Below are 14,487 nucleotides of genomic sequence, written 5' to 3'. Positions count from 1 at the left end.
CTCAGATGTTCAGTTCAAGCGGCTGTTGGGCAGCATGCGGATGCTCGGCACCAGCGTACACTTTCAACTTGGTGTACATGGCACGGCCAAGCGGGCCTTTGGGCAGCATGCCTTTCACGGCAGACTCAATAATACGCTCGGGCGCATGGTCGATCATTTTATCGAACGTCATGGAGCGTAGACCGCCCGGGTAACCAGTATGGCGGTAATAGGTCTTGTCCTTCGCCTTGTTGCCGGTCACTTGGACTTTTTCAGCGTTGATCACCACGATGTAATCGCCGGTATCAACGTGAGGGGTAAATTCGGGCTTGTGCTTACCGCGCAAGCGGCGAGCAATTTCGGTAGCCAGACGGCCGAGCGTCTTGTCCGTTGCGTCGACAACGTACCAATCGCGCTGGACGGACTGCGGCTTAGCACTGAACGTCTTCATGGATGAAATCACCAGTTAAAATGTGTTGGGTACGACACACCGCAATGCGGCGTTGCACCATCCCTATTTTTTTTGGTTGCGGGATCTTGACCCACAACGTGTAGCGAGGCGGCATTCTACAGCAAGCCATCCGTCAAGTTAAGCCTTTATAGGTATTCACCGAGACTTTTCTGGATTTATCTTTTTATGTGGTCATGGTTCATACAGCCAAGTTTCTACGACCGAGTTTTATATGGCTATACTTTATGCCGCTAGGGCTTGTGCGGCAGCGCCAAATATTCATGGGACTGCATCTCCTGCAGCCGAGAGAGCGTTCGCTGGTATTCAAACGTCAGCTTTCCACCTTGGTAGAGCGACTCCACCGGCACCTCTGCCGACATCAAGACCTTGACGCCCCGGTCATAGAACTCATCCACCATGTTGATAAAGCGCCTTGCCAGATCGTCATCTGCGCCGCGCATAGCAGGGACATTAGAAACGATAATCGTGTGAAACTCGCGTGCCAGCTCGATATAGTCATTTTGGCTACGCGGTCCATCGCAAAGCGCCGCAAACTCAAACCAGGCGATGTCATCGTGCAGCCGGCGAGTCGTCAGCACACGCTGATTAATTTCAAGCGGAGCGTCTTCCTCCCCAGCGTGCCCCGCAATTTCGCGAAAACTGCGTGCCAGCTCTTTTTCGGCGGCGTCGTCGAGCGGCGAGTGAAAGATTTCTGCGCGCTCCAGAGCGCGCAGTCGGTAATCAACACCCGAGTCAACATTCACTACCTGACAATGGCGATTGAGCAAATCGATAGCAGGCAGGAACCGGGCGCGTTGAAGACCGTCTTTATACAGGTCGTCAGGCACGATATTCGACGTTGCCACAAGGACGACACCTCTTTCAAAGAGGGCTTCAAGCAGGTTCGCCAGGATCATGGCGTCGGTGATATCCTTGACGAAGAACTCGTCAAAGCAAATCACCCTCGCCTCACTCGCAAATTTGCTCGCCACCAATGTCAGCGGGTTCTTTTCCCCTTTGTAATGGGTGAGCTCGTTATGCACACGCTGCATGAAGCGATGGAAATGGGTGCGCATTTTATCGGCAAACGGCAGCGATTCGTAGAAAGTATCCACCAGGTACGTTTTGCCGCGACCCACACCTCCCCAGAAATAAAGTCCCTGAACGCTCGGCGTCACCGGCTCTTGAGCGGACGTTTTTTTACCTATCAACCCCGCCACCTTGGCCTTAAGCCCTTTATTGGCAAGGACCGTTTTCGGCACCGTCGTCGGGGTTGACAGCAATGCATCGTATAAACGCTGCAAATGCGCCACTGCCGCTTCCTGGGCCGGGTCGTACTCAAACCCCTCTCGCTTAAGGTCTGCACGATAACGCCCCATCGGCGTCGCCGTATTCGGCGCTGGCCCACCACCGTCCGACGTTGCCCTCATCGTTTAACTCTCCTGTTATTTCCGCCTAGGATTACTGAAAACCAACACAACATAAATAAAGGCAACAAGTATACGTGGTTAGGCTCACCAACGCATGAGCATTGACCCAACCATCATCAAGGCGCCTATAATAGCAATCGACTGTTTCATGCGCTGTATAACCAGCAGCGACAGGCATCAAGGGAGATAAATGTGGAAAGCGAGCCATTAACCTATGCAGCAATAGGCCTTGTGATCGGCTTGATAATCGGCGCAGGATGCTACCGGTTACTCAGCAAAAGCCAGCGTCAACTTGCTTCACTTCGCCAAACACTATTGGAACGTGAACATCAGGTGGCGTCACTCAAGAATGGCGTCAGCCATCAACTGTCCAGTGTGCATGAATCGCTGGCAACGATCCGCCAGGAAACCGACGAGCTGGAAAAAAAGCTGCAAGACGACGCGGGCCAGTGGCAACTAGACCAGCTAACACATCGCCCTGCCGAGTTGACTGACCTTCGCCCTGTAAACGAGCCCAGTGATACGCTGAGTGCACCCGCGACGCCTCGCGACTACGCCGATGGCCAGAACGGCACGTTATCCGAACATTTCGGCCTCAAGGATAAAGAGGCTCGCGACGACACGGCAACACCGCCACGTTACTGAGCGCTTCCAGTGTGAGTTGACCCCCGGCAGCATTGCCGAGGGTCAACGTCATCAAGCTGGATTATCAATATCGACAAATCGGTGCTCAACACCATATTCATCAGCCAACCATTCCCCTAATGCCTGAACACCATAACGTTCAGTGGCATGATGGCCTGCCGCCAGATAATGGATCCCCATTTCTCTGGCAAGATGCGTCGTTCGCTCTGAAATTTCTCCGGAAACAAATGCCTGCGCACCGCCTTCAAAAGCGGCACTGATCATATCCTGCGCCCCACCCGTGCACCAGGCGATGCGCTCTATGTCACCTACACCCGGCGCTTCAATGAGCAGTGGTTCTCGCTGCAAGGTCTGGCTTATTTGCCCGGCAAGCGCGGTCGCACTCAGTGGCTTGGCAACGCGCCCAGACCAAAGCAAACCTTCACCCAGCTCCCCATCCAGGCAACCTTCAACTTTCCAGCCAAGCTGCCTGGCCAGCTCAGCGTTGTTGCCCATCTCGCTGTGGGCATCAAGGGGTAGATGATAGGCCAGCAGGTTTATCTCATGATCGAGCAAGGTTTTGATTCGTCTTTGCTTCATGCCCGTAATGGCGACCGGCTCGTTCTTCCAAAAATAGCCATGGTGAACAATCAACATATCAGCCTGCCAGCTCACTGCTTCGTCAAGCAAGGACTGGCAGGCCGTCACGCCGGTCATGACACGGGCTACTCGATCACGACCTGCCACCTGAAGGCCGTTAATTGTAAAGTCTTTAAACTGCGAAGCGCGAAGCTGATGGTCACAGGCTGCTACTAATATATCGCGTTGAATCACCGTTGCTCCTAAGTATCTGCTGGCATCCATGAGATACAAGCCAATAAAATGTTATCATTTATAAGATAACGTCTAGTGTAAAACTGACGACTCGTCAGCGCTATTATCTACCCCTCGACGATCGCCAAAGGAAACCTCAATGAAACGCTTTGTGCTGCCTTATATATGGCCCATCATCACAGGCTTTTTGCTGGCAGCGGTCATCATGTTTGCGTTTCCTGAGCGCTTCCCGCTGCCCTTTCAGCCTTCAGCCCCCCAAACCGCAGACACGCCCTCTCTGGTCACCACGGCAGATCAAGAGACCGACCCAGACCGACCGGCACCTGAAGTCCGGCGAGCGGCACCCCTGAACCGCAACCAGGGCCCTGCCAGCTACGCCGCTGCAGTCAACCAGGCGGCGCCTGCCGTGGTCAACGTCTACTCATCTCGCATCGTCGAACGCGACGAACACCCGCTGATGTCAGACCCGTTCTTTCAGCAGTTTTTCAACGGCGATGACGCCACTACCCATCAACGTATGCTGTCGAGCCTAGGGTCAGGCGTTATCGTCAGTGACGAAGGCTATGTGCTCACCAATCACCATGTCATCAACGGTGCCGACGAAATCCAGGTAGCGCTGCGCGATGGCCGCGAAGTACTCGCTGAAGTGATTGGCACTGACCCTGAAAGTGACCTCGCCGTGCTTAAAATCGACCTGGAAAACCTGCCCGTTATTGAGCTGAGCAATTCAACGGATGTTGCCGTTGGCGATGTCGCCCTGGCCATCGGCAACCCCTTTGGCGTTGGACAGACGGTGACAATGGGGATTATCAGCGCCACCGGGCGTACCCATCTGGGCCTGAACGCCTATGAAGATTTCATTCAGACCGACGCAGCCATTAACCCGGGGAACTCGGGTGGGGCGCTGGTCAACCCGGAAGGCGCGCTGGTGGGCATCAATACGGCCATCTTTTCGCGCTCGGGGGGGTCTCAGGGTATCGGGTTTGCCATTCCAGCCAACCTTGCCCATAGCATTCTGGACGAGCTGGTTACCCAGGGGCGAGTCATCCGTGGCTGGCTGGGGATTGAGGCGCAGGCACTATCCAGAGAGCTTGCCGCCTCTTTCGGCCTACGCACGCCTCAAGGGGTGATTGTCGCTGGCGTTGTGGATGGAGGGCCCGCAGAGAAGGCGGGATTATTGCCTGGCGATGTCCTGCTATCAGTCGATGGCCAACCTATTCTCGATGCGCGCGCCACCATGAGCGATATTGCCTCGATCAAGCCAGGCACCGAGCTACCGCTGACGATTGTCCGCGACGGTGAACGCATGGAGATGACGCTGAATGTTGGTGAGCGCCCCATTCCTTCGACACTTCCACAACCCGACGGAACCCGCCGAAGTGACAATGATGAAGGCGAACCAACCCAGCCCTGACGGACTGAGTGGCCGCCTTTTCACCCCATCAAGACGGTTTGATTCGATATTCAGCGGATCGCGCGTGAGCGGTCAACGATTCACCGCGTGCCAATACTGAGGCGACCTCACCCAGCGCTGACGCCCCCTCGGCCGAGCAGTGAATCAGCGACGAGCGCTTTTGAAAATCGTAGACGCCCAGCGGTGATGAGAAGCGCGCGGTACCCGAGGTGGGCAGCACATGATTCGGCCCCGCACAATAATCACCCAGCGCCTCTGCCGTGTAACGCCCCATGAAGATCGCGCCCGCATGACGAATACCCGCGAGCCACGCATCTGGCGTTTCCACTGAAAGCTCAAGGTGCTCGGGGGCAACCCGGTTGATCAGCGTGACGGCCTCCTCCGCATCGCGGCAGTGAACCAGCGCGCCGCGTCGACGCAATGACTCACGGACGATATCGGCCCGCTCCAGGGTCGGAAGCAGACGTTCTATAGCGGCTTCTAAATCCGCCAGATGCTGAGCGTTCCAACTCACCAGGATGGCTTGAGCATCTTCATCGTGCTCCGCCTGGGAAAACAAGTCCATCGCCAGCCAATCAGGGTCGGTCAGTCCATCCGACACCACCATGATTTCAGAGGGACCAGCAATCATGTCGATACCCACCTGACCGAATACGGCCCGCTTGGCCGTGGCCACATAGATATTGCCCGGCCCGACGATCTTATCCACCCTGGGGACGCTTTCTGTTCCGTAGGCCAGGGCGGCAATGGCCTGGGCTCCGCCAATGGTAAACACCTGGTCCACACCGGCCACGTGCGCTGCCGCCAGCACAAGATCGTTGAGTACACCATCGGGGGTGGGAACCACCATGATGATCTCTTGCACTCCCGCCACATGAGCGGGAATCGCATTCATCAGAACTGATGAGGGATAGGCCGCCTTGCCGCCAGGTACGTAAATCCCCGCGCGGTCGATGGCCGTCACTTGCTGGCCAAGCACCGTTCCGTCAGGTTCTTCGTATTGCCAGGAGGTCGGTTTCTGATGCTCGTGATAACGCCGAATTCGCTCGGCAGCCCTCGCCAAGGCATCACGCTGCTCAGCGGGCAGCGACTCAAAGGCCTGACGCAATTGCTCAGCTGTCAGACGAAGCTCATCCATTTGGGTAACCGAGACGCGATCAAAGCGATTGGTGGCTTCGATGACTGCCGCATCACCATGACGCTTCACGTTGGCGAGAATGTCATTCACGCGCGCCTGAACAGCACTGTCTGACACGCCCTCCCAATCCAGCAACGCGTCCAGTTGTCCGGCAAACGCCTCATCGGCAGTGTTGAGCCGTGCTATCGTCACTGTAGCGTTCTCGTTCATAGCAACCTCACTTAGTCGGCGGACGATATCGTCTTGCGATCGGCAATGGCGCGTTCCAGTCGAGCCAGCAATGGCTTGATACGCGCGTGCTTCATGGTCATGGCCGCCTTGTTGGCCACCAGGCGCGTGCTGATCGGCGCAATCAGCTCACGCGGTTCCATACCATTGGCGCGCAGGGTATTACCGGTGTCGACGATATCGACAATTTCATCGGCCAGGTTCATCAACGGCGCCAGCTCCATGGCACCATAAAGCTTGATCACCTCGGCCTGGATACCTTGCTCGGCATAGTAGCGCCGAGCGATATTGACGAACTTTGTTGCCACCCGACGGCGTGCCAGCTTCGGCGGCTCACCGGTAACGCCAGCGGTCATCAGCTTGCAGCGTGCAATATCGAGATCAAGCGGCTCATAAAGCCCTTCGGCGCCGTGCTCTAAAAGGACATCCTTACCGGCCACCCCCAGATCGGCTGCCCCAAGCTGAACGTAGGTCGGCACGTCCGTTGCCCTGATCACGACGAATTTGACATCGGGCAGGTTGGTATCGAACAGCAGCTTACGACTTTTATTTAAATCCTCTGTAGGCGTGATGCCTGCATCGGCCAGCAGCGGTAGCGTCTCTTCTAGAATACGGCCCTTTGAGAGGGCTAAGATCAGTTGCTTACTCATTTTGGTTGCCAATGGTTGGGAGCCGGGCTCAGCCTGGGATACGGCGGATACGCGCACCCAGCAGCTGCAGTTTTTCCTCGATACATTCGTAGCCACGGTCAATATGATAAATGCGATCGACCAGGGTTTCGCCCTCCGCCATCATGGCGGCAATCACCAACGAGGCGGACGCGCGCAGATCCGTCGCCATCACCGGCGCACCCGAGAGCTTGTCAACACCGCTAATCAAGGCGGCATTGCCCTCCAGAACGATATTCGCACCCATGCGGTTCAGTTCCTGCACGTGCATGAAACGGTTTTCAAAAATCGTTTCAACAACTCTTGATGCCCCTTCTGCCACGGCGTTCATGGCCACGAACTGGGCTTGCATGTCGGTAGGAAAGGCCGGGTACGGCGCCGTGCGGATATTCACGGCACGGGGACGCTTGCCGTGCATGTCCAGGGCAATCCAGTCGTCGCCGGTAGAAATCTCGGCACCCGCCTCTTCCAGCTTGGCGAGCACGGCTTCAAGGATATCCGCCCGGGTGCGTTTTACCTTCACGCGACCGCCGGTCATGGCCGCCGCAACAAGAAAGGTACCGGTTTCGATACGGTCCGGCATGACATCGTGAACGCAGCCCCCAAGCGACGCCACGCCTTCAATCGTGATGGTATCGCTGCCGTGTCCACTGATCCGAGCGCCCATTTTGATCAGACACTCAGCCAGGTCGACCACTTCAGGCTCACGAGCGGCGTTTTCAAGCACGGTGACGCCATCCGCCAGTGTGGCGGCCATCAACAGGTTCTCGGTGCCGGTAACCGTCACGGTATCAAAATAAATCGTCGCCCCTTTCAGGCGACCATCCACTTGCGCACGAATATACCCTGCTTCGACGCGAATCTCGGCGCCCATGGCTTCGAGACCACGAATATGCAAGTCCACCGGGCGGGAACCGATCGCACAACCACCGGGCAAGGACACATCAGCTTGGCCAAAATGTGCCAGCAGAGGCCCCAGCACCAGAATGGAGGCGCGCATTTTCTTTACCAGCTCGTAAGGCGCGTGGCAGTGAGTGACCTGGGAGCCGTCCAGTTGGATGGTGAGGTTATCCCCCATCACCGGCTCGACGCCCATACGGCCAAGCAGTTCCAACGTGGTGGTAATGTCCTGCAGGTGCGGCAAATTACCGATCACCACAGGCCCCTTGGATAAAAGACTAGCGCAAAGGATGGGCAATGCCGCGTTTTTGGCGCCGCTGACCCAAACTTCGCCGTCAACCGAGCCATTGCCGGTAATTATGAGTTTATCCATGAGATAACCGTTACTGCACGTTTTCAGCAGCGGTTTGCCACTGTGACGGGGTGTAGGTCTTGATGCTGATGGCATGCAAGGCACCCGAGGCAATCTCATCACTCAAGGCTGAATACACCAATTGCTGGCGCTTCACGGGCGATAATCCTTCAAAGGCATCACCCACTGCAATCACCTGAAAATTACAGCCTTCGCCCTGAATATGGAACTGACATCCGTCGACACGCGATTCGAGCAGGGCTTTCACCTCTTGGGGTTGCATAGGACAGAGACTCCTTAAAGGACGTTTGTAAGTGGGTAGATGGATATCAAGAGGAGGACATCATAAAGAAAAGCTGGCGCTTTGGCGACGCCCACGAATCAGCCAACAGACTGCTCGCCGGGCGCCCGGATCAATGCGTCCAGCTCGGCAAGTTCGGCAAGCCGCTGGAGCGGCGCTGACAGGGCAATAGACGTTACCCTGATACGATACTCATGGCATGTGCGCAACCATTGGAGCAAGACGCTCAAGGCGACGTTGCGCGGCGTTGCCACCTTACTGAAATCAAACGCGACCGTTTCGGGCTTTTGACTGGCTAACCAGCGCGCGCCCTCTGCAGCAAGTGCTGCCGCAGAGGCAATATCCACGTCACCCTGCACACTCAAGCCATCGGCCTGCTGGTGCAGCGATACATCGCGGTCGGTAAAAATCACCGTCACGCATCGCCCCCTGCTTCGAGCTCGTCGACACCCACGTCCGGCGCCCAGCTATCAATTACCGCATCGTAATCCCGGTTATTGTCACGCATTGCCTGATCAAACTGGTTACGGAAGGTCAGCCCCAGATTGATGCCGTTCACAATGACGTTGACGACGCGCCACTCGCCGTCGGATAACCGCAGACTATAGTTGACCGGATAGACATCACCATTAGTGGCGACGACTTCCATGGCCACGCTGGCACGGTCTTCTTCACGCTGAGGACGCTGGTCATCCAGAACGCGAATGTCATCGTAGTCAAAGGTCACCAATCCGCGTGTGTACGTATCGATAAGCGTTTGACGAAACACGTCGACAAAACGACTGCGCTGCTCTGGCGAGGCATTACGGAAATAACTTCCCATCACGCTGGCACCGATGTAGCGAAAGTCCGCCACTTCTTCAAGACTCTCATCGACTTGCTGTTTCAGCTCATCGATATTTTCTTCGTAGTACGCCTCACGGCCTTCAAGCTGGGCCATGAATTCGTTGATATTGCTGCGAATCATCTCTTCGGGTGGCTCGGGTTGAGCGCTTGCCGAGAGCGGCACCATCGCCGCGAAAAGCGCGACAGCAAAGGTGAACACCGAGACGAACGACCCTTTCTTTACAGACATCCTTTTATCCTCCTATTGACGGCGAACAATGTCTCCGTCACCTGTTTCAACACGAGCAAGTCAAACAAATACGGCAAGGGCACCTCATCACAATGATCAGTTAGTTGCCATATTGGATATAAATTGCTGGATAAGTTCTTCAAGCACCAGAGCCGATTGGGTATCGCGTATCGTATCGCCTTCCTCAAGCATCTCGGGGTCGCCCCCCATGCTCAGGCCAACGTACTGTTCCCCGAGCAACCCTGACGTCAGAATCGCGGCAGTGGCATCCCGGGAAATCTGACCTTCCAGCTCATTGCTCAGGTTCAGCGTTACCCGGGCGTCATACCATTCGGTATCCAGCTCGATCGACTCGACATGACCCACCGTGACACCTGCCATGGACACCCGCGCACGAGGCTTCAGGCCGCCAATGTTGGAAAAGTTAGCCTCCAGTTGATACGTATTAGACGCACCCGAAAAGGTCAAGCCACTCACCCGCAGCCCCAGAAACACCAACCCCAGGATGCCCACCAGGATAAACAGGCCGACGCCAAACTCCATGGTCCTACTTCGTTTCATGAAACAGCTCCAGCTAATCAGAGGCCGCCAAACATAACGGCGGTTAATATGAAATCAAGCCCCAGTACCGCAAGCGACGAATAGACAACAGTCCGCGTTGTCGCACGGGAAATACCTTCGGAGGTAGGCAGCAGATCATAGCCCTGGAAAACCGCTATCCAGGTGACCACCACGGCGAACACAATGCTTTTGATCATGCCGTTGCCAATGTCGTTGATAAACGCCACGCTGGCCTGCATGTTGCTCCAGTAAGACCCTTCAAAAACCCCCAGCCACTCGACGCCGACCAGGTAGCCGCCCCAAATGCCGACAACGCTGAACCCCACAGTGAGAATCGGCAGCGCCACCACACCTGCCCAGAAACGCGGCGCCACCACCCTTCTCAGCGGATCCACGCCAATCATTTCCATGCTGGTTAGCTGCTCGGTGGCTTTCATCAAACCGATCTCGGCGGTCAGCGCCGAACCAGCACGACCGGCAAATAACAGAGCAGCGACTACCGGGGCCAATTCACGTAACAGCGAAAGCGCCACCATCTGACCCAGGGCGTCCTCGGCGCCAAAATCAATCAGAATGGTGTAGCCCTGAAGCGCCAGCACCATACCGATGAACAGGCCGGATACCAGCACAATGGCCAGCGACAGGACACCGACAAAATGCAACTGCCGCACCCACAGGCGGAAGCCTTCAGCTGATGGCACCCCCACCGCAGACTGAGCAAGAAACACCCCGGCACGGCCCAGCGATTCCACTACATCACAGCTGCGCCGCCCTAACCGGGTAATACGCGTGGCGACCTGCCCACCTCTCATCGACATCAGGCTCCTCCTCGGGTCGCCGTATCGCCCAGCATATCCTGGTAAAACTGAGCGGCTGGGTAATGGAAAGGAACGGGACCATCGGGCTCACCATGGATAAATTGCTTCACCCGTGCGTCCTGGTTGACGTCGAGATCCGCTGGCGTTCCATGTGCCACCACATGGCCCTCGGAAATAAAGTAAAGATAATCAGCAATCGTCAGGGTCTCCTTGATATCGTGGGAAACCACCACTGACGTCAGGTTTAGCGCCTGATTCAGCCGCTTTATCAGTTGGACAAGCACGCCCATGGAAATAGGATCCTGCCCCACAAACGGCTCGTCGTAGAGGATCAGTTCCGGATCCAGCGCCACGGCCCGCGCCAGCGCAACGCGTCTGGCCATGCCCCCCGAAAGCTCGGCTGGCGTGAGATGGCGGGCACCGCGCAGGCCGACTGCCTGAAGCTTGAGCAACACCAGGTCACGGATCATGGCATCGGGCAGGTCCGTATGAACCCGCAATGGAAATGCCACATTTTCATACACATCCAGATCGGAAAACAGCGCCCCACTTTGAAACAGCATGCCCATGCGCTTACGTAGCGTAAATAGTGCCTTGCGCGAAAGCCGATGCACGTCATCCCCGTCGATCAGCACGCGGCCCTTGTCGGGGGTCAGCTGTCCGCCGATGAGCTTTAACAGGGTCGTTTTGCCAGTCCCGCTGGGGCCCATGATCGCCGTCACTTTACCGCGCGGGATGGTCATGTTCACCCCGCGGAAAATCTCGTTATCACCCCGAGAAAAATGCAGGTTCTCGACTTCAATAAAAGGCACATCGCTCATGGAACCATCGACTCTCGCGTTGACTTGCACCATTGCTCGCTTCACGCAGCAATTAGGAAACAGTGATAAAAAATCCGTGTTAAAAAAACTGTATTTAAAAAACCACGTTAAAAAACCATTATCGAACAACGTATTCTAACCCTAGCAGACGATGACAAGCGAGCATCGCTTATCCTCACGACAAAACGATGGGGCAAAGTCCACTCGGTCAATGTTACTCTTACGTTTTAATTGTCATTTTTAACGAGCCACGCGATTACCCATGCCAGCGACAACTGCGACCACACCCTTTCGCCAAAGCGCATTGCGCACGCTAGACATTGAGCAGGCCGCCATCGCAGGCTTGGTCGGCAAACTGGATGCGCATTTCGACCATGCCTGCGAGCTGATTCTGGCTTGCCAGGGACGCGTTGTGGTGACCGGCATGGGAAAGTCAGGCCATATTGCCGGCAAAATCGCGGCCACACTGGCCAGTACTGGCTCGCCGGCGTTTTTTGTTCACCCTGGTGAAGCCAGTCATGGTGACCTGGGCATGATTACCCGCTGCGATGTCGTGATCGCGCTCTCGAACTCAGGAGAAACTGCTGAGGTAACGGCTCTGCTGCCGCTGCTGAAGCGCCTGGGTACGCCACTGATCAGCATGACAGGACGCCCGACCTCTACACTTGCCCAGCATGCGGATGCTCATTTGAACAGCAGTGTCGATCGGGAAGCCTGCCCACTGGATCTAGCGCCGACAAGTTCTACCACAGCGGCATTAGCCCTGGGCGACGCTCTCGCTGTTGCCCTACTTGAAGCACGCGGCTTTACCGCAGAAGATTTTGCCCTGTCGCATCCTGGCGGCAGCCTGGGCCGCCGCCTCCTGCTTCGCGTTCGTGATCTTATGCATCAAGGCGAACGTTTACCTCAGGTCGCCCTGGGCAGCCCCCTGCGCGATGCGTTACTGGAAATCACCCGACAAGGGCTGGGATTCACCTGCGTGGTAGACCCCGACGGCCTGTTAGTCGGCGTATATACGGATGGCGATCTGCGCCGCACCCTGGATAACTTTCACGACCTGCGTGACGTACAGGTAGATGACGTCATGACCCGGCCTGGCAAGCGTATATCTCCCGACCTTCTCGCGGCGGAAGCCGTTCGTATCATGGAAGACAACCGCATTACCGCGCTGGCCGTAGTGGACGAACACCAGCGCCCGATAGGCGCGCTGCATATGCATGACCTGCTTGCCAGCGGCGTTATTTAACTTAAATCGACCGGAGTCCTAATGACCCTTTCTGCTGACCTACTCGACCGACTACGTCGCATTCGCTTATTTGCCCTTGATGTCGATGGTGTGCTTACCGATGGTCGCCTCTACTTTCAAGCCGACGGTGTCGAAATAAAAGCCTTCCACACCCAGGACGGCCATGGACTCAAGTTGTTGAAACGTGCGGGCATCTCAGTGGCCTTGATCACCGGCCGCGACTCCCCCATGGTCAGCCAACGTGCCGCCGCTCTGGGCATCCCCCACGTCTATCAAGGCTGCGAAGATAAACTGGCCGTCCTCCGCGGCCTGTGCCAACGCCTGGAGCTTGACTTGTCTCAGGTTGCCTATTGCGGTGACGACCTTCCCGACCTGGCCAGCATCAAGCGTTCGGGGGTTGGCATCACGGTACCCAACGCCCCTGACTACATGCACACCCACGCTGACTGGGTCACCGAACGCCTGGGGGGACACGGCGCTGTCCGCGAAGTCTGCGATACGTTACTCGATGCTCAGGGCCACTGGGGTGCCGTCGTCGATACTTATCTACACGGCTGAGGCACTATGCTGAAGACACTGCGCACGCGCCTGGGACTGGCCCTGATAGTGCTGGCTCTGGGTGGCTTTCTGGTATGGCTGGACCCAGGTGGCCCACAGACTGTCCCGACAGACCCGGAAGCCCGAGCCGAGGAGCCAGGTCATGTCCTTCACAATGCCGAGCTTACACTGTTTGATGAACAGGGGAATATTCAGCAGGGGTTAACCACGCCTCGTCTGGTACATACCCCCCAATCCGCCTCAACACTCGCCGAAACGCCGCACGCCACGCTTTATGACAGCGAGCGACGTATCTGGAACGCCACGTCAGAGATAGGTACGCTGAATACCCGTTCCCAGGAGCTGACGCTTTCGGGCAATGCAAGATTGATCGCCCCTGATGAAGGCTGGCAGCTCGACACGGACGTTCTGCACTATGAGGGGAAAACCGCCCATGCGTGGAGTAATACTCATGTGCTGCTCCAGCAACCGCCCCAGCGCATGACAGCACAGCGAATGGATGCATGGCTCAACGAGGAGGAGGTGCGCCTCGAAGGTAACGTTCAAGGCCACCACCCTCCGGAGACGCAACCCGGACAGGAATGAAACATGAAAGCGTTTATCTACACGGCGATGGCTGCTGCCTGCCTAGTGCCTTTTTACGCAACCGCAGATAATCACCAGCAACCGGTTGAAGTCGTCGCCGACCAGCTCGACCTGGATCAGCGCGCCGGTACAGCGGTCTACACCGGCGACGTCGAAGTTCGCCAAGGCAACATGCTGATAAGAGGCGACGAAGTGGAAATCCAGCGAAATGAGGAAGGCGAGCTCTCGCGGGCCACGGCGCTGGGCGAACGGGCCTATTTGCGGCGGCAGCCCGAAGACCAGGATGGCCCGATGGAAGGCTGGGGTCGAAGGGTGATCTACCATGTCGCCGAGCGACGCGTCGAGTTGATTGACCAGGCGGAAATCATCCAGCAAGGCGACCGCTTCACCGGGGGGCGGCTGGAATACTTTATCGACCGCGAGTTCGTCAAGGCGCGCTCCGACGTCGACAATCAAGAGTCGCAGCGCATCCGCATGACGCTGCAACCCGAGGGATAAGGAGAG

At 56.7% G+C, this 14,487-nt stretch carries 18 protein-coding genes; 6 read left to right on the top strand and 12 right to left on the bottom strand.

Annotated features, from left to right (window positions below; all coding sequences use genetic code 11):
- Position 1 precedes the first annotated feature (1 nt).
- Both rplM and zapE read right to left on the bottom strand, forming a co-directional pair.
- A complete protein-coding gene (rplM, locus tag R3F64_RS00720; protein WP_085917999.1) occupies positions 2-430 on the bottom strand; it encodes a 50S ribosomal protein L13 in 429 nt (142 codons plus the stop codon).
- Positions 431-681: 251 nt separating this feature from the next.
- Positions 682-1,860, bottom strand: coding sequence for a cell division protein ZapE (zapE, locus tag R3F64_RS00715; RefSeq protein ID WP_085917998.1), 1,179 nt, complete (start codon positions 1,858-1,860; stop codon positions 682-684).
- Between the two features lie 192 nt (positions 1,861-2,052).
- On the opposite strand from zapE, the gene R3F64_RS00710 reads away from it, so the two are divergent.
- Positions 2,053-2,505, top strand: coding sequence for a YhcB family protein (locus tag R3F64_RS00710; RefSeq protein WP_176243638.1), 453 nt, complete (start codon positions 2,053-2,055; stop codon positions 2,503-2,505).
- Between the two features lie 51 nt (positions 2,506-2,556).
- Here R3F64_RS00710 and R3F64_RS00705 read toward each other — a convergent pair whose 3' ends face one another.
- The gene (locus R3F64_RS00705) at positions 2,557-3,318 is read right to left on the bottom strand and encodes a Nif3-like dinuclear metal center hexameric protein (RefSeq protein WP_085917996.1); all 762 of its coding nucleotides are present in this window, start codon (positions 3,316-3,318) and stop codon (positions 2,557-2,559) included.
- 139 nt (positions 3,319-3,457) lie between these two features.
- Between R3F64_RS00705 and R3F64_RS00700 the strand changes: the two genes are divergently transcribed.
- On the top strand, positions 3,458-4,732 hold the full coding sequence (locus R3F64_RS00700; protein WP_199283469.1) for a S1C family serine protease: 1,275 nt from the start codon (positions 3,458-3,460) through the stop codon (positions 4,730-4,732).
- A 28-nt stretch (positions 4,733-4,760) separates the two neighbouring features.
- Here the strand turns inward: R3F64_RS00700 and hisD are convergent, their stop codons facing one another.
- The 9 genes from hisD to R3F64_RS00655 all read right to left on the bottom strand — a co-directional run bounded on the left by hisD (position 4,761) and on the right by R3F64_RS00655 (position 11,594).
- A complete protein-coding gene (gene hisD / locus R3F64_RS00695) occupies positions 4,761-6,080 on the bottom strand; it encodes a histidinol dehydrogenase (protein ID WP_332609170.1) in 1,320 nt (439 codons plus the stop codon).
- A gap of 11 nt (positions 6,081-6,091) precedes the next feature.
- Complete coding sequence (gene hisG / locus R3F64_RS00690; protein WP_085917993.1) at positions 6,092-6,748, bottom strand: ATP phosphoribosyltransferase; 657 nt, start codon at positions 6,746-6,748, stop codon at positions 6,092-6,094.
- A gap of 28 nt (positions 6,749-6,776) precedes the next feature.
- On the bottom strand, positions 6,777-8,039 hold the full coding sequence (murA, locus tag R3F64_RS00685; protein WP_332609168.1) for a UDP-N-acetylglucosamine 1-carboxyvinyltransferase: 1,263 nt from the start codon (positions 8,037-8,039) through the stop codon (positions 6,777-6,779).
- Between the two features lie 10 nt (positions 8,040-8,049).
- Positions 8,050-8,301, bottom strand: coding sequence for a BolA family protein (locus R3F64_RS00680; protein ID WP_085917991.1), 252 nt, complete (start codon positions 8,299-8,301; stop codon positions 8,050-8,052).
- A gap of 98 nt (positions 8,302-8,399) precedes the next feature.
- Positions 8,400-8,738, bottom strand: a complete 339-nt coding sequence (locus R3F64_RS00675) for an STAS domain-containing protein (protein ID WP_085917990.1) — start codon at positions 8,736-8,738, stop codon at positions 8,400-8,402.
- On the bottom strand, positions 8,735-9,331 hold the full coding sequence (locus R3F64_RS00670) for an MlaC/ttg2D family ABC transporter substrate-binding protein (protein ID WP_422823556.1): 597 nt from the start codon (positions 9,329-9,331) through the stop codon (positions 8,735-8,737). Before R3F64_RS00670 ends, R3F64_RS00675 begins: the two co-directional genes overlap by 4 nt.
- Positions 9,332-9,490: 159 nt before the next feature.
- Positions 9,491-9,955, bottom strand: a complete 465-nt coding sequence (mlaD, locus tag R3F64_RS00665) for an outer membrane lipid asymmetry maintenance protein MlaD (RefSeq protein ID WP_085917988.1) — start codon at positions 9,953-9,955, stop codon at positions 9,491-9,493.
- A 17-nt stretch (positions 9,956-9,972) separates the two neighbouring features.
- A complete protein-coding gene (gene mlaE / locus R3F64_RS00660) occupies positions 9,973-10,773 on the bottom strand; it encodes a lipid asymmetry maintenance ABC transporter permease subunit MlaE (RefSeq protein ID WP_139839351.1) in 801 nt (266 codons plus the stop codon).
- Entirely contained in the window at positions 10,773-11,594 is an 822-nt protein-coding gene (locus tag R3F64_RS00655) for an ABC transporter ATP-binding protein (protein WP_199283470.1), read from the bottom strand. Before R3F64_RS00655 ends, mlaE begins: the two co-directional genes overlap by 1 nt.
- A 262-nt stretch (positions 11,595-11,856) precedes the next feature.
- Between R3F64_RS00655 and R3F64_RS00650 the strand changes: the two genes are divergently transcribed.
- The 4 genes from R3F64_RS00650 to lptA are packed head-to-tail and all read left to right on the top strand — an operon-like array spanning position 11,857 to position 14,481.
- Complete coding sequence (locus R3F64_RS00650) at positions 11,857-12,840, top strand: KpsF/GutQ family sugar-phosphate isomerase (RefSeq protein ID WP_199283471.1); 984 nt, start codon at positions 11,857-11,859, stop codon at positions 12,838-12,840.
- A 21-nt stretch (positions 12,841-12,861) separates the two neighbouring features.
- A complete protein-coding gene (locus R3F64_RS00645) occupies positions 12,862-13,398 on the top strand; it encodes a KdsC family phosphatase (RefSeq protein WP_085917986.1) in 537 nt (178 codons plus the stop codon).
- A 6-nt stretch (positions 13,399-13,404) separates the two neighbouring features.
- Positions 13,405-13,983, top strand: coding sequence for an LPS export ABC transporter periplasmic protein LptC (gene lptC, locus R3F64_RS00640; protein WP_085917985.1), 579 nt, complete (start codon positions 13,405-13,407; stop codon positions 13,981-13,983).
- Positions 13,984-13,986: 3 nt separating this feature from the next.
- Positions 13,987-14,481: a lipopolysaccharide transport periplasmic protein LptA gene (gene lptA / locus R3F64_RS00635; RefSeq protein WP_199283472.1), complete on the top strand. Its 495-nt coding sequence runs from the start codon at positions 13,987-13,989 to the stop codon at positions 14,479-14,481.
- Positions 14,482-14,487: the final 6 nt, after the last annotated feature.

The organism is Halomonas sp. 5021, from assembly GCF_036663435.1.
GTDB classification, from domain to species: Bacteria; Pseudomonadota; Gammaproteobacteria; order Pseudomonadales; family Halomonadaceae; genus Vreelandella; species Vreelandella janggokensis.
Note: the sequence above shows the minus strand (reverse complement) of the source record. Positions and strands in the feature narration are given on the sequence as shown.

Bases quoted from the DNA above. Each gene is read 5' to 3' on its own strand.
- rplM (WP_085917999.1), bottom strand. From the start codon at position 430: ATGAAGACGTTCAGTGCTAAGCCGCAGTCCGTCCAGCGCGATTGGTAC.
- zapE (WP_085917998.1), bottom strand. From the start codon at position 1,860: ATGAGGGCAACGTCGGACGGTGGTGGGCCAGCGCCGAATACGGCGACG.
- R3F64_RS00700 (WP_199283469.1), top strand. From the start codon at position 3,458: ATGAAACGCTTTGTGCTGCCTTATATATGGCCCATCATCACAGGCTTT.
- hisD (WP_332609170.1), bottom strand. From the start codon at position 6,080: ATGAACGAGAACGCTACAGTGACGATAGCACGGCTCAACACTGCCGAT.
- hisG (WP_085917993.1), bottom strand. From the start codon at position 6,748: ATGAGTAAGCAACTGATCTTAGCCCTCTCAAAGGGCCGTATTCTAGAA.
- murA (WP_332609168.1), bottom strand. From the start codon at position 8,039: ATGGATAAACTCATAATTACCGGCAATGGCTCGGTTGACGGCGAAGTT.
- R3F64_RS00680 (WP_085917991.1), bottom strand. From the start codon at position 8,301: ATGCAACCCCAAGAGGTGAAAGCCCTGCTCGAATCGCGTGTCGACGGA.
- R3F64_RS00670 (WP_422823556.1), bottom strand. From the start codon at position 9,331: ATGGTGCCGCTCTCGGCAAGCGCTCAACCCGAGCCACCCGAAGAGATG.
- mlaD (WP_085917988.1), bottom strand. From the start codon at position 9,955: ATGAAACGAAGTAGGACCATGGAGTTTGGCGTCGGCCTGTTTATCCTG.
- mlaE (WP_139839351.1), bottom strand. From the start codon at position 10,773: ATGTCGATGAGAGGTGGGCAGGTCGCCACGCGTATTACCCGGTTAGGG.
- R3F64_RS00655 (WP_199283470.1), bottom strand. From the start codon at position 11,594: ATGAGCGATGTGCCTTTTATTGAAGTCGAGAACCTGCATTTTTCTCGG.
- R3F64_RS00650 (WP_199283471.1), top strand. From the start codon at position 11,857: ATGCCAGCGACAACTGCGACCACACCCTTTCGCCAAAGCGCATTGCGC.
- R3F64_RS00645 (WP_085917986.1), top strand. From the start codon at position 12,862: ATGACCCTTTCTGCTGACCTACTCGACCGACTACGTCGCATTCGCTTA.
- lptC (WP_085917985.1), top strand. From the start codon at position 13,405: ATGCTGAAGACACTGCGCACGCGCCTGGGACTGGCCCTGATAGTGCTG.
- lptA (WP_199283472.1), top strand. From the start codon at position 13,987: ATGAAAGCGTTTATCTACACGGCGATGGCTGCTGCCTGCCTAGTGCCT.